This is a genomic window from Bacillus silvicola (genome assembly GCF_050524305.1).
Taxonomy (GTDB): Bacteria; Bacillota; Bacilli; order Bacillales; family Bacillaceae_G; genus Bacillus_A; species Bacillus_A cereus_AT.
The window spans coordinates 1,098,195-1,120,000 of the sequence record NZ_JBNGVC010000013.1 but is presented as its reverse complement, the minus strand read 5'-3'; the positions used below and the strand labels follow the sequence as shown (position 1 = coordinate 1,120,000).

Here is a 21,806-nt window from a genome sequence, read left to right as displayed (position 1 = left end):
ACCCGGGAGACAGTGTCAGGTGGGCAGTTTGACTGGGGCGGTCGCCTCCTAAAGTGTAACGGAGGCGCCCAAAGGTTCCCTCAGAATGGTTGGAAATCATTCGTAGAGTGCAAAGGCATAAGGGAGCTTGACTGCGAGACCTACAAGTCGAGCAGGGACGAAAGTCGGGCTTAGTGATCCGGTGGTTCCGCATGGAAGGGCCATCGCTCAACGGATAAAAGCTACCCCGGGGATAACAGGCTTATCTCCCCCAAGAGTCCACATCGACGGGGAGGTTTGGCACCTCGATGTCGGCTCATCGCATCCTGGGGCTGTAGTCGGTCCCAAGGGTTGGGCTGTTCGCCCATTAAAGCGGTACGCGAGCTGGGTTCAGAACGTCGTGAGACAGTTCGGTCCCTATCCGTCGTGGGCGTAGGAAATTTGAGAGGAGCTGTCCTTAGTACGAGAGGACCGGGATGGACGCACCGCTGGTGTACCAGTTGTTCTGCCAAGGGCATAGCTGGGTAGCTATGTGCGGAAGGGATAAGTGCTGAAAGCATCTAAGCATGAAGCCCCCCTCAAGATGAGATTTCCCATAGCGTAAGCTAGTAAGATCCCTGAAAGATGATCAGGTTGATAGGTTCGAGGTGGAAGCATGGTGACATGTGGAGCTGACGAATACTAATAGATCGAGGACTTAACCATATAATATGTAGCAAATGTTATCTAGTTTTGAAGGAATATGCCTTCATAGTTTGGTGATGATGGCAGAGAGGTCACACCCGTTCCCATACCGAACACGGAAGTTAAGCTCTCTAGCGCCGATGGTAGTTGGGACCTTGTCCCTGTGAGAGTAGGACGTCGCCAAGCAACTAAGACACGAGTCATTTGACTCGTGTTTTTTCGTGTTTTCTTTTATAATTCATAGTAATTTAAAAAATCTTTACTTAAAGAACCGTCCTTTTGATTAAAGACTGTGAAATGTGGCTAGGATAGTGAATAAGCAAAAGAGTTGCAAATTTTTTTAATACGTATATAATTAAAGTCAAAGATAGTCAAAGTCAATAAAGGTGGCGGATAAATGAGAAATATATCTGATATCATTGAGAAATATCTAAAGCAAGTTATTGACTTAAGTAATAATAATGTGATTGAAATCAAGAGGAATGAGATCGCGGATCGATTCGATTGTGTTCCGTCTCAAATCAACTATGTAATCAATACCCGTTTTACGTTAGAAAGAGGATTCGTAGTAGAAAGTAAACGAGGTGGAGGAGGTTACATTCGCATTATAAAAGTCAAACTGCATGACGATATAGACATTATTGATCAAATGCTTCATATGATTGATCATAGCGTTGCACAAGGAAATGCAGAAAGTATGGTTATACGTTTAATAGAAGAGGGCATCATAACAAATCGTGAAGCTAAACTTATGTTAAGTGTACTAGATCGTTCTGTATTATTAATGGATGTTCCTTCTCGAGATGAACTTAGGGCTCGAATATTATGCGCAATGTTAAGAACACTGAAATATAAATAAATATAACTTTTGTAAAAATGATAACTAAGATAATGCAGTTTAATATTGTAGGGATTTTGAAGGGTAACATGTGCTTTTATTAAATAGATTAAGGCAAGAGAACAATCTAGTAATGTATGAAAAGTATCATGAGATAGATCGTTCCTGTTGTAAAGGTGGGGATAGCGATGACTTGTCAAAATTGTAATATAAGAACAGCAACTTTACATTATACAAAAGTAATCAACGAGAAAAAGGCGGAAGTTCATCTTTGTGAGCAATGTGCAGAACAAAGTGGCTATACGTCTTTCTTTCAATCACAGCACTCTAATTTTTCATTCCATGAACTATTAGCTGGATTATTACATGGTGAATCAGCAATGTTTGAAGAAGGACAAAATACATTTTCGAATATAAATATACTAAGATGTCCAGATTGTAAGATGACATATGAACAATTTACAAAAGTGGGACGCTTTGGTTGTGCTTCTTGTTACGATACATTTAAAGAGCATTTAAAACCACTATTAAAACGTCTACACGGTGGACATACAGATCATTGTGGAAAAATTCCAGAGCGTATAGAAGGAAATATCCACTTAAAGAAAGAATTAGATGAACTAAAACTTACTCTGAAGCAATCTGTGCAAAAAGAGGAGTTTGAGAAAGCAGCTGAAATACGAGATGAAATTCGAGGTCTTGAAAATCGGCTTAGTGAGCATAGAGAGGGGGAATAGTTCTATGTCACTGGACAGAATTATGAACGAAGCAATTAGTCCGTGGATGAAGGGAGATGGCCCTGATTCTGATATTGTTTTAAGTAGTCGAATTCGTTTGGCTCGTAATTTAAAAAAATATCAATTCTCTACTATGCAAAACGAGAAAGAAGCTAAACAGATTCATGAATTATTTAAGAAGAAGTTTGTAAATAAACCGGTAGAACCTTTTGGGAAGTTTGAACTATTAAAAATGGATGAATTAAATCCTCTTCAAAGGAGGGTTTTAGTTGAGAAACATTTAATTAGTCCAAATCTTGCAGGAACAGAATACGGAGCATGTTTACTATCAGAAAGTGAACATATTAGTATCATGCTTAATGAAGAGGATCACGTTAGGATTCAGTGTTTATTTTCAGGGTTACAGTTATCAAAGGCGCTTCAGAGTGCCAATCAAATAGATAATTGGATCGAGGAAGAAGTTGAATACGCTTTTGATGAATCACTTGGATATATTACGAGTTGTCCTACTAACGTTGGTACAGGATTAAGGGCCTCTGTAATGATTCATTTACCGGGACTCGTTTTAACGAAAAGGATTAACCGTATTATACAAGTAATTCAAAAATTAGGGTTAGTAGTAAGAGGAATATACGGTGAAGGTAGCGAAGCGTTAGGTAATATATTTCAAGTGTCCAATCAAATGACACTAGGTAAAGCAGAAGAAGATATTATTGCAGATTTAAAGAGTGTCATTCAACAAATTATACAACAAGAAAAAATAGCTAGAGAATTAATCGTACAAAATTCGAGTGTTGAGCTTGAAGATAAAGTATATCGTTCTTACGGTATACTCTCTAATAGTCGTTTAATCCAATCTGCGGAAGCGGCTACTTGTTTATCCGATGTACGAATTGGTATTGACCTAGGATATATAAAAGGGATATCAAGAAATATTTTGACTGAGTTAATGGTCCTTACTCAGCCAGGCATTTTGCAGCAATATGCAGGAGGACCTTTAGGGCCAGAAGAAAGAGATTATCGAAGAGCAACCTTAATCCGTGAGCGATTACGTATTGAACAAAACTAAGCGCAAGTAGGAGGCGATTTCTATGATGTTTGGAAGATTTACAGAACGAGCACAGAAAGTATTAGCTTTATCTCAAGAGGAAGCAATTCGCATTGGGCATAATAATATTGGTACAGAACATATTTTACTTGGGCTTGTACGCGAAGGCGAAGGGATTGCAGCAAAAGCGTTAATTGCTCTTGGATTAAGTCCAGAGAAAGTTCAAAAAGAGGTAGAAGCATTAATTGGGCGTGGAACAGAAGCTTCACAAACAGTACATTACACACCTCGTGCTAAAAAGGTTATTGAGTTGTCTATGGATGAAGCACGTAAGCTGGGCCATTCCTACGTGGGAACAGAACATGTTTTACTTGGTTTAATCCGTGAAGGTGAAGGGGTAGCGGCACGTGTTTTAAATAATTTAGGTGTAAGTCTAAACAAGGCAAGACAACAAGTACTGCAACTTCTTGGAAGTAACGAAGCTAGTTCAGGTCACCAAGGTGGTTCATCAACAAATGCAAATACACCGACGCTTGACAGTTTAGCACGTGATTTAACAGTTGTGGCACGTGAAAATCGTTTAGATCCTGTTATTGGACGTAGTAAAGAAATTCAACGCGTAATTGAAGTGTTAAGCCGTAGAACAAAAAACAATCCAGTATTAATTGGAGAACCTGGTGTAGGTAAGACAGCAATTGCAGAAGGGTTAGCACAGCAAATTGTAAATAATGAAGTTCCTGAAACTTTAAGAGATAAGCGTGTTATGACATTAGATATGGGAACAGTTGTAGCTGGAACGAAATATCGTGGTGAATTTGAAGACCGTTTAAAGAAAGTGATGGATGAAATTCGTCAAGCGGGCAATATTATTCTATTTATTGATGAGCTTCATACATTAATTGGTGCAGGTGGAGCAGAAGGTGCAATTGATGCGTCAAATATTTTAAAACCATCTTTAGCTCGTGGTGAATTACAATGTATTGGGGCGACAACTTTAGATGAATATCGTAAATATATTGAAAAAGACGCAGCTTTAGAGAGACGTTTCCAGCCAATCCATGTTGATGAGCCGAGTTTAGAGGAATCAATTCAAATTTTGAAAGGTTTACGTGATCGTTACGAGGCGCATCACCGTGTATCTATTACAGATGATGCAATCGATGCGGCTGTAAAACTTTCAGATCGTTATATTACAGATCGTTTCTTACCTGATAAAGCAATTGATTTAATTGATGAGGCTGCATCAAAAGTACGTTTACGTTCTTACACAACACCACCGAACTTAAAAGAGCTCGAAGTGAAACTTGAGGAAATTAGAAAAGAAAAAGATGCAGCTGTACAAAGTCAAGAATTTGAAAAAGCTGCTTCCTTACGTGATATGGAACAACGTTTACGTGAAAAGTTAGAAGATACAAAACGCCAGTGGAAAGAGCAACAAGGAAAAGAAAATTCAGAAGTAACAGTAGAAGACATTGCAAATGTCGTTTCCACATGGACACGTATCCCAGTTTCTAAACTTGCACAAACAGAGACAGATAAATTATTAAACTTAGAATCAATTTTACATGATCGTTTAATTGGTCAAGATGAAGCAGTCGTAGCTGTGGCAAAAGCTGTTCGTCGTGCAAGAGCAGGATTAAAAGATCCGAAGCGCCCGATTGGTTCATTTATTTTCTTAGGACCAACAGGTGTAGGTAAAACGGAACTTGCAAGAGCGTTAGCAGAATCTATGTTCGGTGATGAGGATGCGATGATTCGTATCGATATGTCTGAATACATGGAGAAGCATTCTACTTCTCGTTTAGTTGGATCTCCTCCAGGATATGTTGGATATGAAGAAGGTGGACAATTAACAGAGAAAGTTCGTCGTAAGCCATATTCGGTTGTCCTATTAGATGAGGTAGAGAAAGCTCATCCTGATGTGTTTAATATTTTACTACAAGTATTAGAAGATGGTCGTTTAACGGATTCTAAAGGGCGTACAGTTGATTTCCGTAATACAATTGTTATTATGACGTCTAACGTCGGTGCAGATGCGTTAAAACGTAATAAACATCTTGGCTTTAACGTACAAGATGAGAGCCGCGATTATTCAGATATGAAAGGTAAAGTAATGGATGAACTGAAAAAGGCATTCCGTCCAGAATTCTTAAACCGTATTGATGAAATTATCGTGTTCCATATGCTTGAGAAAAAACATATTCAAGAGATTGTAACACTTATGGTTAATCAGTTAGTGAAACGCTTAAAAGAACAAGAGATTGAATTACACCTAACAGAAGGAGCGATTGCAGCGATTGCTGATAAAGGGTTTGATCGTGAATACGGTGCTCGTCCACTTCGTAGGGCAATTCAGAAGCACGTGGAAGATAGACTGTCAGAAGAACTGTTAAAAGGCGCTATTGAGAAAGGACAAAAAGTTATCTTTGATGTAGAAGGAGAATCATTTGTCATTCATAGTGCGGAAAAGGTAAAATAAGTATAGACAAACAAAGAGGGCTACGCGATAGCCCTCTTTCTTGTACGAGAAGGATAAACGTTTATAGATGAAAGTGAAGTGAAATATAAAAAGATATGGCTAAAAAGAAAACAAAGTTTACATGTCAAGAATGTGGTTATCAGTCACCAAAATATATGGGGAAATGTCCTGGATGTGGTCAATGGAATACGCTTGTTGAAGAGATGGAACCGGTTGTATCATCAAGACGCCTTAATTATGCCAATGCAATCCAATCAGAAGTAACAAAACCAAGACGCCTAACAGAAGTAGAAACAAAGTCAGAGGCGCGTATTGAAACGAAATTCCAAGAGTTTAACCGTGTACTTGGTGGTGGGATTGTAGATGGGTCCTTAGTACTTATTGGTGGAGACCCTGGGATTGGAAAATCAACATTGCTATTACAGATTTCATCGCAATTAGCAGATTCTTCATATGATGTACTATATATATCGGGTGAGGAGTCGGCAAAGCAGATTAAACTTCGTGCAGATCGTTTGCATGTAAAGGGTAGTAATCTATTTGTTGTAGCAGAGACTGATTTACAGCGAATTGCATCGCACATTGAAGAGATGAATCCAGCTTTTGTTGTTATTGACTCCATTCAAACGATACATTTACCTGAAGTGACGTCAGCACCAGGAAGTGTCGCGCAAGTACGTGAATGTACAGCGGAATTAATGAAACTTGCAAAGACGAAAGGGATTCCTATTTTTATAGTCGGACATGTGACAAAAGAAGGGGCAATTGCAGGACCACGTATGCTAGAACATATGGTTGATGCAGTTCTTTACTTTGAAGGAGATCGTCACCATACATATCGTATTTTGCGAGCTGTGAAAAACCGTTTTGGTTCCACAAATGAAATGGGTATCTTTGAAATGAAGGAGCTAGGTCTTGCAGAAGTACTAAACCCTTCTGAAATTTTCCTTGAAGAACGTCCAGTTGGAGTTGCAGGATCCACAGTGGTTGCTTCAATGGAAGGAACAAGACCGGTTTTAGTAGAAATACAAGCATTAATCTCTCCTACTAGTTTTGGAAATCCTCGAAGAATGGCGACGGGAATTGATCATAACCGCGTTTCACTTATTATGGCAGTGTTAGAAAAAAGAACCGGTTTATTGTTGCAAAATCAAGACGCGTATTTAAAAGTCGCGGGTGGTTTGAAATTAGATGAACCAGCAATCGATTTAGCCGTTGCATTAAGTATTGCTTCAAGTTTCAGAGATAAACCTACTGCACCAACCGATGCGGTAATAGGAGAAGTAGGCCTAACTGGAGAAATAAGAAGAGTATCAAGAATTGAACAACGTGTACAAGAAGCAGCGAAATTAGGATTTCAACGTGCTATTATTCCTAGAAAAAATTTGGGAGGATGGACAATTCCAGATGGGATTGAGGTAGTGGGTGTTTCTAATTTAGGAGAAGCGCTTCGTTTGACATTAGGAGGCTAGGCTATGGAGGAAAACAAGCAACGTGTCAAAAGTATGATTAACATTCTACAGCTCGTTGCCCCAGGAACACCACTACGCGAAGGGATAGATAACGTACTTCGTGCGCAAACTGGAGGGCTAATTGTTCTTGGGTATAATGAGCAGATTAAAAGTATTGTTGATGGAGGATTTCACATTAATTGTGCATTCTCACCGGCTAGTTTATATGAATTAGCAAAAATGGATGGGGCACTTATTTTAAATGAAACTGGGAGCAAAATTTTAATTGCAAATGCACAATTAGTTCCAGATCCATCCATTGATTCTATTGAAACAGGTATGCGTCATCGAACGGCAGAGCGTGTAGCAAAGCAGACGGCTAGCCTTGTTGTGGCTATTTCACAAAGACGTAACGTAATTACACTATATCAAGGTAACTTACGTTATACACTAAAAGATATAGGTGTAATTTTAACGAAGGCAAATCAAGCTATTCAAACGTTAGAAAAATATAAAGCTGTATGGAATGATGGGATTACGAATTTGGGCATTCTAGAATTTGAAGAGGTCGTTACAATGTCCGAGGTAGTTCATGTTTTACATAGTGTTGAAATGGTACTGCGTATTAAAAATGAAATATTGAGCTATATTCATGAGTTAGGAACAGAAGGAAGATTAATTCGTTTACAACTCACAGAATTACTAGCTGATTTAGAAGCAGAGGCAGCGCTATTGATTAAGGATTACTACCAAGAGAAAACGCAAGATCACCATCAAATTTTGAAGAAGTTACAAGATCTTGCAAATACACAACTTCTAGAGGATAGCGATTTAGTTAAGTTGCTTGGTTATCCAGGACAAATGAGCTTAGAGGAAAGTGTGACACCGAGAGGATACCGAATCGCAAGCAAAATTTCTCGCGTTCCACCACTTATCATTGAAAATTTAATTAATCGCTTTAAAACGTTGCAAGGTGTTTGTCGCGCAACTATTAATGAATTGGATGATGTGGAAGGAATTGGAGAAGTTAGAGCGAAGAAAATACGAGAAGGCCTAAAAAGAATTCAAGAGCATCTCTATATGAGTAGACACAATTAAGAATATTACATTGATTCCATAATATAACGACACTAGAACATTTTTGGTATATGATATGGTATATTGGTAAATAAAACTATTTACAAAAAAAACACGTCCGCTTTTGCATTCGGCGTTTTGATTAGCAAAACAATGGTTAATAATGAGTAGGAGGTGGTTGGATGTTAAAACGGATCGTACAGCTCTTCTTTTTAGTGATCGGGGGAGCGTTAGGGATTTTCTTGATCCCAAAAGTTATTAATGTATTGGACATAGGTGCTGTTCCATGGCTTGAAGGATCGTATGTTCGGGCAGTTATTGGTGCAATTATTTTATTTTTAACAACATTTTGGCTTGTAGATTATATTGTTCAACTTATTAAGCATATCGAAGAGGCCCTTGTAAAGGCGCCTGTAGCAGATGTTTTATTTGGTACATTAGGGTTGATCTCTGGTCTTATTGTTGCATATTTAATTTTAATACCAATTCGTGAATTTACAATCCCAGTCATTAGTACAGTATTGCAAGTGTTCTTTACCCTTTTGCTTGGATATTTAGGGTTCCAAGTAGGGTTTAAAAAGAGAAATGAATTGCTAGGATTATTTACATTACCACAACGTGGTGGTAAGAAAAAGAACAATAGTGAGACTGAAGAGGCCGAGGGAGAAGTAGAGAAGTCTACAGCTCACTGGAAGATTCTCGATACGAGTGTAATTATTGATGGACGTATTGCTGATATTTGCCAAACAAAGTTTTTAGAAGGAACAATTGTGATTCCACAATTCGTATTAGAAGAGCTTCAGCATATTGCCGATTCTTCCGATGCGTTAAAGCGTAATCGTGGTCGCAGAGGGTTAGACATTTTAAATCGTATTCAAAAAGAGATGCCAATTCCGGTAGAAATTTATGAAGGCGATTTCGAGGATATCCAAGAGGTGGATAGCAAGCTTGTAAAGTTAGCGAAAATCACCGGTGGAACTGTTGTAACAAATGATTTCAACTTAAATAAGGTTTCTGAATTACAAGGGGTAACAGTGTTAAATATTAACGATTTAGCAAATGCAATTAAACCAGTTGTACTTCCTGGCGAAGAACTAAGTGTTTATGTTGTGAAAGATGGTAAAGAACAAAATCAAGGTGTTGCATATTTAGATGATGGCACGATGATTGTAGTAGAAGACGGTAGAGAATATGTCGGTTCACAACTCAATGTACTTGTTACAAGTGTATTGCAAACATCGGCTGGTCGTATGATATTCGCGAAACGTAAATTTTTAGAAAAAGCATTATAAGTAGAGGATTTTTAATATGTATACATTAATTATTCCAGCAGCGGGTCAAGGAAAACGGATGGGTGCTGGCAAAAATAAGTTGTTCTTACTTATAAATGAAGTGCCGATTATTGTGCATACATTACGTGCTTTTGAAAAAGATAGAGCATGCAAAAGTATTATTATGGCAATTAACGAAGAAGAACGCCCGTATTTTGAGGAGTTAATGCAGAAGTACCCAGTTGAAAAACAGGTGCAATTTATTCAAGGCGGGGCTGAAAGGCAAGATAGCGTATATAATGCGCTTCAGCATGTGAGCGGAGTCGAGTATGTTCTCGTACACGATGGTGCGCGCCCGTTCGTAACGAATAAAATGATTCAAGATGTATTAACTGCAGCAGAAAAATATGGTGCTTCCATTTGTGCAGTACCAGTGAAGGATACAGTTAAGAAAGTAGAACAGAGTGTTGTTGTTGAAACGGTAGAACGTTCTCAGCTTAAAGCAGTTCAAACGCCGCAAGGGTTCTCTGTTCCTCTGTTATTAGAAGCTCATAGAAGTGCAAAGCAGAGTTGTTTCCTTGGTACAGATGATGCAAGTCTCGTAGAACGTATCGGGAAGCGAGTAGGTGTAGTGGAGGGGAGTTACTATAATATTAAGGTGACGACTCCGGAGGATTTGTTAATTGCTGAAAGTTTCCTTCATGTTCAGAAGAAATAGTAGTGATGGCATTATAGTAAAGAAAAGCTCGGCAACGGCCGGGCTTTTCTTTATAGGGATAGCAATATAATATAGAATCATAAAGCTCAGTAGTTTAGCTTGAGGAGGATGCAAAGAATGTTTCGAATTGGACAAGGTTTTGATGTACATGAATTTGCGGAAGGTAGACCATTAATTATCGGCGGAATTACAATTCCTCATGAGAAAGGATTAATCGGTCACTCGGATGCGGATGTATTGTTACATACGATTGCTGACGCGTGTTTAGGAGCAATTGCAGCAGGAGATATTGGAAAGCATTTTCCTGATACAGATCCTGCCTTTAAAGATGCAGATTCAGCTATATTGTTACAGAAAGTTTGGGAATTTGTGCGTGAACAAGGTTACGAGCTAGGGAATCTAGATTGTACAATTATTGCCCAAAAGCCAAAAATGGCACCGCATATTGAAAGCATGCGCAAACGTATTAGTGAACTATTAGAAACGTCTGTTGATAATATTAATGTAAAGGCAACAACAACAGAAAAATTAGGATTTACAGGTAGAGAAGAAGGGATTGCTTCTCAAGCAGTCGTATTATTGCAGAAAAAATAATGGTTTTTAATTCGTAAGATGGATAATCACATTTTTTTGTTGTACAATTATAGAATGTGTAGACATTAAGAATGGAAGGTGTACCAATTATGGAAAAGCAAGTGAGAGTGCGCTATGCGCCAAGTCCAACAGGACACTTACATATCGGAAATGCGCGTACGGCATTATTTAATTATTTATTTGCTCGTCATCAAGATGGTAAGTTTATTATTCGTATTGAAGATACTGATGTAAAACGTAATGTTGCTGGTGGAGAAGAAAGCCAATTAAAATACTTGAAATGGCTCGGTATGGATTGGGATGAAGGTGTTGATGTTGGTGGTGAGTTTGGACCATATCGTCAAACAGAGCGTTTAGATATTTATAAAAAATTATATGTAGATTTATTAGAGCGTGGTTTAGCTTACAAATGTTATATGACAGAAGAAGAGCTAGAAGCAGAGCGTGAAGGTCAAATCGCTCGTGGTGAAACACCGCGTTATGCTGGAAATCACCGTGATTTAACTGAGGAACAAATGAAAGGGTTTGAGGCTGAAGGCCGCATTCCAAGTATTCGTTTCCGTGTACCTGCTGATCGCGACTACACGTTTAAAGATATCGTAAAAGACGAAGTGGCATTCCATTCAAATGATTTTGGCGATTTCGTTATCGTGAAAAAAGATGGTATTCCAACTTATAACTTTGCGGTAGCAGTAGATGATCACTTAATGGAAATTACACACGTACTTCGTGGTGATGATCATATTTCAAACACGCCAAAACAAATGATGATTTACGAAGCTTTCGGTTGGGATATCCCGAGGTTCGGTCATATGACTTTAATTGTAAATGAAAGCCGTAAAAAATTAAGTAAGCGTGATGAATCTATTATTCAATTTATTGAGCAATATAAAGAGCTTGGATATCTTCCAGAAGCAATCTTTAATTTTATTGCACTACTAGGTTGGTCGCCGGTAGGAGAAGATGAAATCTTCTCTCAAGATGAGTTTATCAAAATGTTTGATGCAGCTCGTTTATCGAAATCACCTGCATTGTTTGATTCTCAAAAACTAAAATGGATGAACAACCAATATATGAAAAAGCAAGAATTAGATACGGTTGTTGAACTAAGCTTACCGCATTTAGTGAAGGCTGGTCGCGTAGGTGAAAACTTAAGCGAACAAGAACAAGCTTGGGTTCGTGATGTAATTGCTTTATATCATGACCAAATGAGCTTTGGAGCTGAAATTGTAGAGCTTTCTGAAATGTTCTTTAAAGATCATGTTGATTATGAAGAAGAAGGACAAGAAGTATTGAAAGGTGAACAAGTACCTGAAGTGCTTCGTGCATTTGCTGGTCAATTAGAAGCTCTAGAAGCGCTGGAGCCAGCAGCAGTTAAAGCTTCTATTAAAGCAGTTCAAAAGGAAACAGGACATAAAGGTAAAAACTTATTTATGCCAATCCGTGTTGCTACTACTGGACAAACGCATGGCCCAGAACTTCCTAATGCGATTGCTCTTCTTGGAAAAGAAAAAGTTTTAAATCGTATTCAAAAAGTAATTGGTTAACATTTTCTAGATTTAGAAATATAATAAGTATACTTAAAACCTAATAAGGAAAAGCGACGAGAAGGAGAAGTAGAAAATCAGGCTTTTTACAGAGAGAACCACCTTTAGGCTGGAAGTGGTTTATAAGCGGATTTTTGAAATGCCCCTTCGAGTCTTCTGTTGAACAGCGAATTATTTCGTAGAACGTCTTAGGGCGGAAAGTAAACAGAAGCGGTGTACACCGTTATCATGGATGAGTTTGAGGCTTTCTTTAGCCTAAACAGAGTGGAACCGCGCTTATAAGGCGTCTCTGTCGATATGACAGAGGCGTCTTTTTTTTATACCAAAATAGGGTATGAGTATAAGTTTTATCTCCTTGTATAAAGATTTAGGGGGAAGTGGGGAGTTAAGGGAGTTAGTTCATTCGAAAAAAGCAGCCCATAAAGGGGAGGGAACATCGATGTTTAAGAGGCTTCGGGAAGATATTGGAGTCGTTTTTGAACAGGATCCAGCGGCACGAAGTTATTTCGAAGTCATTTTAACTTACTCTGGATTACATGCAGTTTGGTCCCATCGAATTGCACATGCTTTTTATAAAAGGAATTTTTTCTTTATTGCACGCTGGATTTCACAAGTAAGTCGTTTTTTTACTGGCATTGAGATTCATCCAGGAGCAACTATTGGTCGTCGTTTTTTCATTGATCATGGAATGGGAGTTGTGATTGGAGAAACGTGTGAAATTGGTGATAATGTAACAATTTATCAGGGTGTTACATTAGGTGGCACCGGTAAAGAAAAAGGAAAGAGGCATCCTACAATTCAGGATAATGTATTAATTGCAACAGGTGCTAAAGTACTAGGATCGATTACGGTTGGAGAGAATTCTAAAATTGGAGCAGGATCTGTCGTATTAAAAGAAGTCCCTGCGCATTCTACAGTTGTAGGCATACCTGGTCGAGTCGTTATTCAAAATGGAGTAAAGATTGGTCAAGAATTAAATCATTCTGATCTTCCGGACCCAATTTTTGATAAATTAAAGGTTATGGAAGCAGAACTTGATAAATTGAGAAAGCAACTCGAAGTAAAGGTAGAAAGGAAGGATAAAAATGACTATTCACATTTATAATACGTTAACGCGTCAAAAGGAAGAGTTTATTCCACTAGAAGAAAATAAGGTAAAGATGTATGTGTGCGGACCTACAGTTTATAACTACATTCACATTGGGAATGCAAGACCACCTATGGTATTCGATACGGTACGCCGTTACTTAGAATATAAAGGATATGATGTGCAGTATGTATCTAACTTTACTGACGTGGATGATAAATTAATTAAGGCTGCAAATGAATTAGGCGAAGATGTGCCAACAATTGCGGATCGTTTTGTTGAAGCTTACTTTGAAGATGTAACGGCACTGGGTTGCAAACATGCGACGGTTCATCCGCGTGTAACGGAAAATATGGATATCATTATTGAATTTATTCATGAACTTGTGAATAAAGGGTATGCATATGAATCAGAAGGTGATGTGTACTTTAGAACAAAAGAATTCGAGGGTTACGGTAAATTATCGCATCAACCAATCGCAGACTTACGTCACGGTGCACGTATTGAAGTAGGAGAAAAGAAACAAGACCCTCTTGACTTTGCTTTATGGAAAGCTGCGAAAGAAGGAGAAATCTTCTGGGAAAGCCCATGGGGGAAAGGACGCCCAGGATGGCATATTGAATGCTCAGCGATGGCACGTAAATATTTGGGGGATACAATTGATATTCATGCTGGTGGTCAAGACTTGGCATTTCCTCATCATGAAAATGAAATTGCGCAGTCCGAGGCGTTGACTGGAAAAACATTTGCACGTTACTGGATGCATAATGGATATATTAATATTGATAATGAGAAAATGTCTAAGTCACTTGGGAACTTCATTTTAGTTCACGATATTATTAAGCAATATGATCCACAGTTAATTAGATTCTTTATGTTATCAGTGCATTACCGTCATCCAATTAACTTTAGTGAAGAGTTATTACAAAGTACGAATAATGGGCTAGAAAGAATTAAAACAGCTTACGGTAATTTAAAACATCGTATGGAAAGTAGTACAGATTTAACAGATCATAATGAGAAATGGTTAGCTGAAATGGAAAAATTCCAGGCTGCATTTGAAGAGGCAATGGATGATGATTTCAATACGGCTAATGCGATTACTGAATTATATAATGTAGCAAATCATGCAAATCAATATTTATTAGAAGAACATACTTCTAAAGTTGTAATTGGAGCATACGTGAAACAACTTGAAACATTATTTGATATTTTAGGATTAGAAATAGCGCAAGAAGAATTACTTGATGAAGAAATTGAGGCGCTTATCCAAAAGCGTATTGAAGCTCGTAAAAATCGTGATTTCGCATTATCCGATCAAATTCGCGATGATTTAAAAGAACGTAATATTATTTTAGAAGATACCGCTCAAGGTACAAGATGGAAAAGAGGATAAAAATGATTGATGCAAAGCAATTGAACAGCTTAGCGTTAGCATATATGGGTGATGCGGTATATGAACAATATATCCGCTATCACCTTCTTCAAAAAGGAACAGTTCGCCCTAATCAATTACATCGCTTAGGGACGAGCTTTGTTTCGGCAAAAGCACAGGCGAAAGTTGTTTATCATTTATTAGAGACGGCATTTTTGACAGAGGAAGAAGAGGCAGTACTAAGAAGAGGGCGAAATGCGAATTCGGGTACTGTTCCGAAGAATACGGATGTACAAACATACCGATATAGTACAGCTTTGGAAGCTTTAATCGGTTATCATCACTTATTAAATAATCGTGAAAGATTAGACGAAATTGTATATAAGGCAATTGCTGTTTTAGAAGAAAAGGAAGGGAGCACATCATCATGAGTAGTGAATATATTATCGGACGTAACCCTGTAATTGAAGCGTTACGGTCAGGGAGAGATATTAATAAAATTTGGATCGCAGAAGGTGCTGCCAAAGGGCAAGTACAGATTGTACTGGCATTAGCGAAAGAAAATAAGGTTATTTTGCAACACGCACCAAAGAAGAAATTAGATCAATTAGTTGAGGGAAATCATCAAGGTGTAATTGCTCAAGTAGCTGCATATCAATATGCCGAGCTAGAAGATTTATTTAAAGTAGCAGAAAAACGTAATGAAGATCCGTTCTTCTTAATTTTAGATGAAATTGAAGATCCACATAATCTAGGTTCTATTATGCGTACAGCTGATGCGACGGGAGCTCATGGAATTATTATTCCGAAAAGAAGAGCGGTAGGACTTACAGCGTCAGTTGCGAAAGCGTCGACTGGGGCAATTGAATATATTCCGGTTGCGCGTGTAACAAATCTATCTCGTACAATTGATGAATTAAAAGAACGTGGACTTTGGATTGCTGGTACAGATGCCAAAGGGAAAACAGATTACCGCAATTTAGATGGTAAAATGCCAATCGGATTAGTAATCGGTAGTGAAGGAAAAGGTATGAGTCGTATTATTGGTGAAAAATGTGATTTCCTAATTACTTTACCAATGGTAGGTAAAGTTACATCCTTAAATGCTTCAGTAGCCGCAAGTTTGTTAATGTATGAGGTATATCGTAAACGTCACGAAATTGGTAAATAAAAAATGAACGATATTTTAATCGTTGACGGCTACAACATTATCGGGGCTTGGGGAGACTTGAAGGAACTACGGGATGTAGATTTGCAATCATCAAGAGACGCGCTTATTGATAAGATGGCGGATTATCAAGGTTATACAGGAACGAAAGTAATGATAGTCTTTGATGCCTATACAGTGCATGGTATTGAAAAAAAGATGAAACAATCGCGGGTGGAAGTAATATTCACGCGTAAGAATCAAACTGCGGACGAAAAGATAGAGAAACTTGCAATCGAGCTTAGAAATATTAATACACAAATATATGTTGCGACTTCTGATTATACGGAACAATGGGTTATATTTGCGCAAGGTGCCCTTCGGAAATCTGCGCGTGAATTAGAGTTAGAAGTACAAGCGATGGAGCAACAAGTAAGAAGACGTACGAAAGACACGAAAGAAAAGCAACCAGCCATGCGAAAGATATTTAGTAAAGATGTTACAGAAAAGTTAGAAAAATTAAGAAGAGGAGAGCGTTGAAGCATTGACGCTCTTTATCTTTTTACTGTATAATATTGCTAAATCAATAGCGGTCGGAGGGATCAAGGTGGAAGCAGGCTTCGTAAGTGTAGGCGACGTTACATTTCGTGATTTAGAGGATGAGGCAATTGTTGAGTTAGTTCGAAAAGGTAATACTGACGCTCTAGAATATTTAATTCACAAATATAAGAACTTTGTTCGCGCGAAATCAAGATCTTATTTTTTAGTGGGTGCCGATCGAGAAGATATTGTTCAAGAAGGTATGATTGGATTGTTTAAAGCTATTCGTGATTATAAAGAGGACAAGCTGTCTTCATTCAAAGCATTTGCTGAACTGTGTATCACTCGACAAATTATTACCGCTATTAAAACAGCAACAAGGCAAAAACATATTCCATTAAATTCGTATGTGTCTTTAGATAAGCCAATTTACGATGAGGAATCTGATCGAACACTGTTAGATGTTATTTCGGAAGCGAAAGTAACTGATCCTGAAGAAATGATTATAAGTCAGGAAGAATATAGCGACATAGAATCTAAAATATCTGAATTATTAAGCGATTTAGAAAGAAAAGTACTCTCTTTATACTTAGATGGTCGTTCCTATCAAGAAATTTCAGAACAGTTAAACAGACATGTGAAATCCATTGATAATGCATTGCAGCGTGTGAAAAGGAAGTTGGAACGATATATGGAAATGAGAGAGAGTACAAATTTAAATTCATAGAAAGTACCGCAGGTGTAAATTAATTCACCTGTTTTCTTTTTGTAAAGAGAGTACGAGTCATGACATTGACATTGTCTTTTGTTGTATGATACATTTTTAGGGACATAACGTTACAAGGCTGGTGTAACTAATGAGAAAAAAAGTTGTACTCTCATGTGAAGAGTGTAAAAATCGAAACTACTCTACGATGAAAGATACGAGCTCAGTAGAGCGACTTGAGATAAAGAAGTTTTGTAAAACATGCAATAAGCATACAGTTCACAAGGAAACAAAATAAATAATTGAAATAATACACTGGAGGTCCCGTAGATGCGTTTAACGAACTTTTTCGGCGATGTAGGTCGCGAAATGAAAAAAGTAAGTTGGCCTAAAAAAGATGAATTACTCCGCTCAACAGCGACTGTTATCGCTACAGTTGTGTTCTTTGCGATTTTCTTCGCAGTAGTTGATATGGGCATTTCTTCTTTAATTCGGTTAATTCTTGGTTAATTCTTGAATAAGAAGCACTTATCCATGATATAATGTTATTTATAAGAACTGTGTAAAAGCCCGGTGAACGGGTTTTTTCATTTGCGCAAAAAAATGTACGTCAGGGAGGGAAGGACGCTCGTCCTAAATGAATGGAAAAAAGTTGGTATGTTGTCCATACTTATTCTGGATATGAAAATAAAGTAAAAGCAAACCTAGAGAAACGTGTAGAATCGATGGGTATGCAAGATAAAATTTTCCGTGTTGTTGTCCCGGAAGAAGTAGAAGTAGAAATGAAAAATGGTAAAGAAAAATTAATGAAAAGAAAAGTGTTCCCAGGTTACGTGTTAGTGGAACTAATCATGACTGATGACTCTTGGTATGTTGTTCGTAATACACCGGGTGTAACAGGCTTTGTTGGTTCTTCGGGTTCTGGATCTAAACCATCTCCTCTATTAGAAGAGGAAGTTGTTTCCATTATGAAACATATGGGAATGGACAACGAAGTGGTTGATTTCGACTTTGAACTTCATGAGACAGTACGTGTAAATGAGGGTCCATTCGCAGATTATACAGGTGCTATTGAAGAAATTGATGTGGAGAAGAAGAAAGTTAGTGTACTTGTAGACATGTTTGGTCGCGAGACTCCAGTTGAACTTGACTTCCATCAAATTGAAAAATTATAAAATGAAACTTGAAATGAATTGTAAAAAGTGATAATATCTTTTAAGTCAGTACGTCTTCGTTATCGGAGACGTTTTTTGAAAGATTTTATCGTTACAGATAAAATATGACGTGGGAGGGCAAATCACTGTCCAATTGACCACATCACGGACTTAAGGAGGTGTGTCTCGTGGCTAAAAAGGTAATTAAAATGGTAAAGCTTCAAATTCCTGCAGGTAAAGCTAACCCAGCTCCACCAGTTGGTCCAGCATTAGGACAAGCAGGTGTTAACATCATGGGCTTCTGTAAAGAGTTCAACGCTCGTACAGCAGATCAAGCTGGTCTTATCATCCCTGTTGAAATTACGGTATTTGAGGACCGTTCATTCACTTTCATTACTAAAACTCCTCCTGCTGCTGTTCTTCTTAAGAAAGTAGCTGGTATTGAGTCTGGTTCTGGTGAACCAAACCGTAATAAAGTGGCAACTGTTAAGCGTGATAAAGTACGCGAAATCGCTGAAACTAAAATGCCTGACCTAAACGCTGCTAGTGTAGAAGCTGCAATGCGTATGGTTGAAGGTACTGCACGCAGTATGGGCATCGTTATCGAAGACTAATTCGATTTGTTTTTAAAAAAAGGTTGCGGGTCTGGAATTCCAATTCGCAACCTTTATTATCGTAAATGATTATCGTTTTTTAAATAAAAGGATGGCGCGCATCCTCAGGTGAGCCCTGAAAAAAAGGCGTAAACGTGGGAGGTTATTCCGCTAAAACCACATTCGAGGAGGAAATAAAAATGGCTAAAAGAGGTAAAAAGTACGTAGAAGCTGCGAAGCTTGTTGATCGTGCAGCTGCTTACTCTGCAACAGAAGCAGTAGAATTAGTAAAGAAAACAAACACAGCTAAATTTGATGCGACTGTAGAAGCTGCATTCCGTTTAGGTGTTGACCCTAAGAAAGCTGACCAACAAATTCGTGGCGCAGTTGTTCTTCCACACGGTACTGGTAAAGTACAACGTGTATTAGTATTCGCTAAAGGCGAAAAAGCAAAAGAAGCTGAAGCTGCTGGCGCTGAATTCGTAGGCGATGCTGATTACATCGGTAAAATCCAACAAGGTTGGTTCGATTTCGATGTAGTAGTAGCAACTCCTGACATGATGGGTGAAGTTGGTAAACTTGGTCGCGTATTAGGACCTAAAGGTTTAATGCCAAACCCTAAAACTGGAACAGTTACTTTCGATGTAACTAAAGCTGTTAACGAAATCAAAGCTGGTAAAGTTGAATACCGCGTTGATAAAGCTGGTAACATCCACGTTCCAATCGGTAAAGTATCTTTCGAAGATGCTAAATTAGTAGAAAACTTCAAAACAATTGCTGACACGCTACAAAAAGCTAAGCCAGCTGCTGCAAAAGGTACTTACATGAAGAATGCAACTGTTGCTTCTACAATGGGACCTGGCGTACGCGTAGACGTTTCTACACTTGCGTAAAAATTGGAAGTTGACTTCATAAAGAAGTTTTAATATAATTATTTATGTTGTGAATTTAAATAGTGTACCGTAGACAGTAGGTGTCATTCGACTTAATTTCCTACCTAGGTGTTAATATACGAAGCGGAATCTTTTTTCTGTGACTATATGCCTCCATGTCTACAAGTTGGGCATGGAGGTTTTTAGTGCACTTTCGGTACATCTTCTATATAATCTACAGGAGGTGTAATAACATGAGCAAAGTAATCGAAACTAAACAACAAGTTGTAACTGAAATCGCTGAAAAACTTCGTGAGAGTAAATCTACAATCGTTGTTGACTACCGTGGTTTAACAGTTTCTGAAGTAACAGAATTACGTAAAAACTTACGTGAGGCTGGCGTTGAGTTCAAAGTTTACAAAAACTCTTTAACTCGTCGTGCTGCAGAGTCTGCTGAAATGGCTGAGTTAAACGAATTCTTAACAGGACCAAACGCAATCGCGTTCAGTAACGAGGATGTAGTTGCTCCTGCGAAAGTATTAAACGACTTCGCTACAAAACATGAAGCTTTAGAAATTAAAGCGGGCGTAATCGAAGGTAAACTTGTAACACTTGATGAGGTTAAAGCTATCGCTACTCTTCCATCACGTGAAGGCTTACTTTCTATGCTTCTTAGCGTTCTTCAAGCTCCAATCCGTAACCTTGCACTTGCTACTAAAGCAGTTGCAGAGCAAAAGGAAGAGCAAGGCGCTTAATTTTTTAAAAGATAATTACTTGTTATCTATAAAACAATACAAACCTATTTAAGGGAGGATATTTACAATGACTAAAGAACAAATCATTGAAGCAGTTAAATCTATGACTGTATTAGAACTTAACGACTTAGTAAAAGCTATCGAGGAAGAATTCGGCGTAACTGCTGCTGCTCCTGTAGCTGTAGCTGGTGGCGCTGGTGAAGCTGCTGCTGAGAAAACTGAATTTGACGTAGTACTTGCAAGTGCTGGCGCTCAAAAAATCAAAGTTATCAAAGCTGTACGTGAAATCACTGGTCTTGGCTTAAAAGAAGCTAAAGAATTAGTTGACAACACTCCAAAAGCAATCAAAGAAGGCGTTTCTAAAGAGGAAGCTGAAGAAATGAAAGCTAAACTTGAAGAAGTTGGCGCTGCTGTAGAAGTTAAGTAATTAACTTTTGATGCTTTAAAAAAGCTCGCTCTCATGCGAGCTTTTTTTTTAACTGTAAAGAAAAGAGGTGGCCATATGGCAGACCATTATTTTTCTAACGACCCTTCTAGTAAAAGTGATCGTAAACGATGGGAATTTACACTTCGTGAATCTCGATTTACTTTTTTATCTGACCATGGGGTGTTCTCGAAAAACGAAGTGGACTTTGGTTCTCGTCTTTTAATTGAAGCGTTTCAAATGCCGGATATTAAAGGTGATATATTAGACGTAGGTTGCGGATACGGTCCTATTGGTTTATCGTTAGCGAAAGAGTTTCAAGGTCGTGACGTTCACATGGTGGATGTGAATGAAAGGGCGCTTGGGCTTGCGAAAGAAAACGCCGCTAATAACAGAATCGAGAATATACGTATTTTCCAAAGTAGCGTCTATGAAAATGTAGATGGCAAGTATGCTGCTATTCTATCTAACCCTCCAATTCGTGCTGGTAAAGATGTCGTGCACGAGATTTTAGAAAAGGCTGTGGAGTATTTGGTTTCAGGTGGAGAATTGTGGATTGTTATTCAAAAGAAACAAGGTGCACCATCTGCGCTGAAGAAACTAGAAGAAGTATTTTCTGAAGTTGAAGTTGTAGAAAAGAAAAAAGGATATTATATCATAAAATCAAAAAAGCGTTGACGGTTATTTTTGGCTATGTTAACATTATACAATGCCAATATATGATTTTCTG

The 21,806-nt window shown here is 38.1% G+C and carries 24 protein-coding genes, 2 rRNA genes and 2 other annotated features (1 of these 28 only partly in view); all 26 genes read left to right on the top strand.

Features of this window, described 5'->3' with window-relative positions:
* Positions 1–684 (top strand): 23S ribosomal RNA (locus ACP6L7_RS27940) (it extends 2,238 nt beyond the left edge of the window).
* Positions 685–733: 49 nt separating this feature from the next.
* A 5S ribosomal RNA gene (rrf, locus tag ACP6L7_RS27935) occupies positions 734–849 on the top strand.
* A 211-nt stretch (positions 850–1,060) separates the two neighbouring features.
* The gene (ctsR, locus tag ACP6L7_RS27930; protein ID WP_001244553.1) at positions 1,061–1,522 is read left to right on the top strand and encodes a transcriptional regulator CtsR; all 462 of its coding nucleotides are present in this window, start codon (positions 1,061–1,063) and stop codon (positions 1,520–1,522) included.
* A gap of 167 nt (positions 1,523–1,689) precedes the next feature.
* Complete coding sequence (gene mcsA, locus ACP6L7_RS27925) at positions 1,690–2,238, top strand: protein-arginine kinase activator protein McsA (protein WP_097833019.1); 549 nt, start codon at positions 1,690–1,692, stop codon at positions 2,236–2,238.
* Between the two features lie 4 nt (positions 2,239–2,242).
* Positions 2,243–3,307 (top strand): protein-arginine kinase McsB, encoded by a 1,065-nt coding sequence (gene mcsB / locus ACP6L7_RS27920; RefSeq protein WP_097833018.1) that lies wholly within the window; start codon positions 2,243–2,245, stop codon positions 3,305–3,307.
* A gap of 22 nt (positions 3,308–3,329) precedes the next feature.
* Positions 3,330–5,765 carry an ATP-dependent protease ATP-binding subunit ClpC gene (gene clpC, locus ACP6L7_RS27915; protein WP_000971190.1) on the top strand — a complete coding sequence of 812 codons (2,436 nt, stop codon included), beginning with the start codon at positions 3,330–3,332 and terminating at the stop codon, positions 5,763–5,765.
* 95 nt (positions 5,766–5,860) lie between these two features.
* A complete protein-coding gene (radA, locus tag ACP6L7_RS27910; protein ID WP_001085206.1) occupies positions 5,861–7,237 on the top strand; it encodes a DNA repair protein RadA in 1,377 nt (458 codons plus the stop codon).
* Positions 7,238–7,240: 3 nt separating this feature from the next.
* Entirely contained in the window at positions 7,241–8,314 is a 1,074-nt protein-coding gene (gene disA, locus ACP6L7_RS27905) for a DNA integrity scanning diadenylate cyclase DisA (RefSeq protein WP_000392161.1), read from the top strand.
* Positions 8,315–8,475: 161 nt separating this feature from the next.
* On the top strand, positions 8,476–9,585 hold the full coding sequence (locus tag ACP6L7_RS27900; RefSeq protein WP_097833017.1) for a PIN/TRAM domain-containing protein: 1,110 nt from the start codon (positions 8,476–8,478) through the stop codon (positions 9,583–9,585).
* A gap of 16 nt (positions 9,586–9,601) precedes the next feature.
* Complete coding sequence (ispD, locus tag ACP6L7_RS27895; RefSeq protein WP_097833016.1) at positions 9,602–10,282, top strand: 2-C-methyl-D-erythritol 4-phosphate cytidylyltransferase; 681 nt, start codon at positions 9,602–9,604, stop codon at positions 10,280–10,282.
* Positions 10,283–10,399: 117 nt separating this feature from the next.
* Entirely contained in the window at positions 10,400–10,876 is a 477-nt protein-coding gene (ispF, locus tag ACP6L7_RS27890) for a 2-C-methyl-D-erythritol 2,4-cyclodiphosphate synthase (protein WP_000488381.1), read from the top strand.
* 89 nt (positions 10,877–10,965) lie between these two features.
* Entirely contained in the window at positions 10,966–12,423 is a 1,458-nt protein-coding gene (gltX, locus tag ACP6L7_RS27885; protein ID WP_097833015.1) for a glutamate--tRNA ligase, read from the top strand.
* Positions 12,424–12,470: 47 nt separating this feature from the next.
* Positions 12,471–12,717: a binding site (T-box leader), on the top strand.
* 145 nt (positions 12,718–12,862) lie between these two features.
* On the top strand, positions 12,863–13,528 hold the full coding sequence (cysE, locus tag ACP6L7_RS27880) for a serine O-acetyltransferase (RefSeq protein WP_000476504.1): 666 nt from the start codon (positions 12,863–12,865) through the stop codon (positions 13,526–13,528).
* Positions 13,509–14,906 carry a cysteine--tRNA ligase gene (gene cysS, locus ACP6L7_RS27875; RefSeq protein ID WP_097833014.1) on the top strand — a complete coding sequence of 466 codons (1,398 nt, stop codon included), beginning with the start codon at positions 13,509–13,511 and terminating at the stop codon, positions 14,904–14,906. The genes cysE and cysS overlap by 20 nt, the downstream gene beginning before the upstream one ends.
* A gap of 2 nt (positions 14,907–14,908) precedes the next feature.
* Positions 14,909–15,316: a Mini-ribonuclease 3 gene (locus ACP6L7_RS27870; RefSeq protein WP_000564269.1), complete on the top strand. Its 408-nt coding sequence runs from the start codon at positions 14,909–14,911 to the stop codon at positions 15,314–15,316.
* Entirely contained in the window at positions 15,313–16,056 is a 744-nt protein-coding gene (gene rlmB, locus ACP6L7_RS27865) for a 23S rRNA (guanosine(2251)-2'-O)-methyltransferase RlmB (protein WP_000093762.1), read from the top strand. The genes ACP6L7_RS27870 and rlmB overlap by 4 nt, the downstream gene beginning before the upstream one ends.
* A 3-nt stretch (positions 16,057–16,059) precedes the next feature.
* Complete coding sequence (locus ACP6L7_RS27860; protein ID WP_097833013.1) at positions 16,060–16,572, top strand: NYN domain-containing protein; 513 nt, start codon at positions 16,060–16,062, stop codon at positions 16,570–16,572.
* Positions 16,573–16,639: 67 nt separating this feature from the next.
* The gene (locus tag ACP6L7_RS27855; protein ID WP_097833012.1) at positions 16,640–17,299 is read left to right on the top strand and encodes an RNA polymerase factor sigma-70; all 660 of its coding nucleotides are present in this window, start codon (positions 16,640–16,642) and stop codon (positions 17,297–17,299) included.
* 130 nt (positions 17,300–17,429) lie between these two features.
* Positions 17,430–17,576: a 50S ribosomal protein L33 gene (gene rpmG / locus ACP6L7_RS27850; RefSeq protein WP_012260172.1), complete on the top strand. Its 147-nt coding sequence runs from the start codon at positions 17,430–17,432 to the stop codon at positions 17,574–17,576.
* 32 nt (positions 17,577–17,608) lie between these two features.
* Positions 17,609–17,788 (top strand): preprotein translocase subunit SecE, encoded by a 180-nt coding sequence (gene secE, locus ACP6L7_RS27845; protein ID WP_001241321.1) that lies wholly within the window; start codon positions 17,609–17,611, stop codon positions 17,786–17,788.
* Between the two features lie 131 nt (positions 17,789–17,919).
* Positions 17,920–18,453, top strand: coding sequence for a transcription termination/antitermination protein NusG (nusG, locus tag ACP6L7_RS27840; protein ID WP_097833011.1), 534 nt, complete (start codon positions 17,920–17,922; stop codon positions 18,451–18,453).
* A 167-nt stretch (positions 18,454–18,620) separates the two neighbouring features.
* Entirely contained in the window at positions 18,621–19,046 is a 426-nt protein-coding gene (gene rplK / locus ACP6L7_RS27835; RefSeq protein ID WP_001085872.1) for a 50S ribosomal protein L11, read from the top strand.
* A gap of 179 nt (positions 19,047–19,225) precedes the next feature.
* On the top strand, positions 19,226–19,918 hold the full coding sequence (rplA, locus tag ACP6L7_RS27830) for a 50S ribosomal protein L1 (RefSeq protein ID WP_002074134.1): 693 nt from the start codon (positions 19,226–19,228) through the stop codon (positions 19,916–19,918).
* Positions 19,919–19,967: 49 nt separating this feature from the next.
* Positions 19,968–20,112 (top strand) — a sequence feature (ribosomal protein L10 leader region).
* A 39-nt stretch (positions 20,113–20,151) separates the two neighbouring features.
* On the top strand, positions 20,152–20,652 hold the full coding sequence (rplJ, locus tag ACP6L7_RS27825) for a 50S ribosomal protein L10 (RefSeq protein WP_000048724.1): 501 nt from the start codon (positions 20,152–20,154) through the stop codon (positions 20,650–20,652).
* A gap of 67 nt (positions 20,653–20,719) precedes the next feature.
* Positions 20,720–21,079, top strand: a complete 360-nt coding sequence (gene rplL, locus ACP6L7_RS27820; protein WP_000159737.1) for a 50S ribosomal protein L7/L12 — start codon at positions 20,720–20,722, stop codon at positions 21,077–21,079.
* Positions 21,080–21,154: 75 nt separating this feature from the next.
* The gene (locus ACP6L7_RS27815) at positions 21,155–21,754 is read left to right on the top strand and encodes a class I SAM-dependent methyltransferase (protein WP_071747342.1); all 600 of its coding nucleotides are present in this window, start codon (positions 21,155–21,157) and stop codon (positions 21,752–21,754) included.
* Positions 21,755–21,806 lie beyond the last annotated feature (52 nt).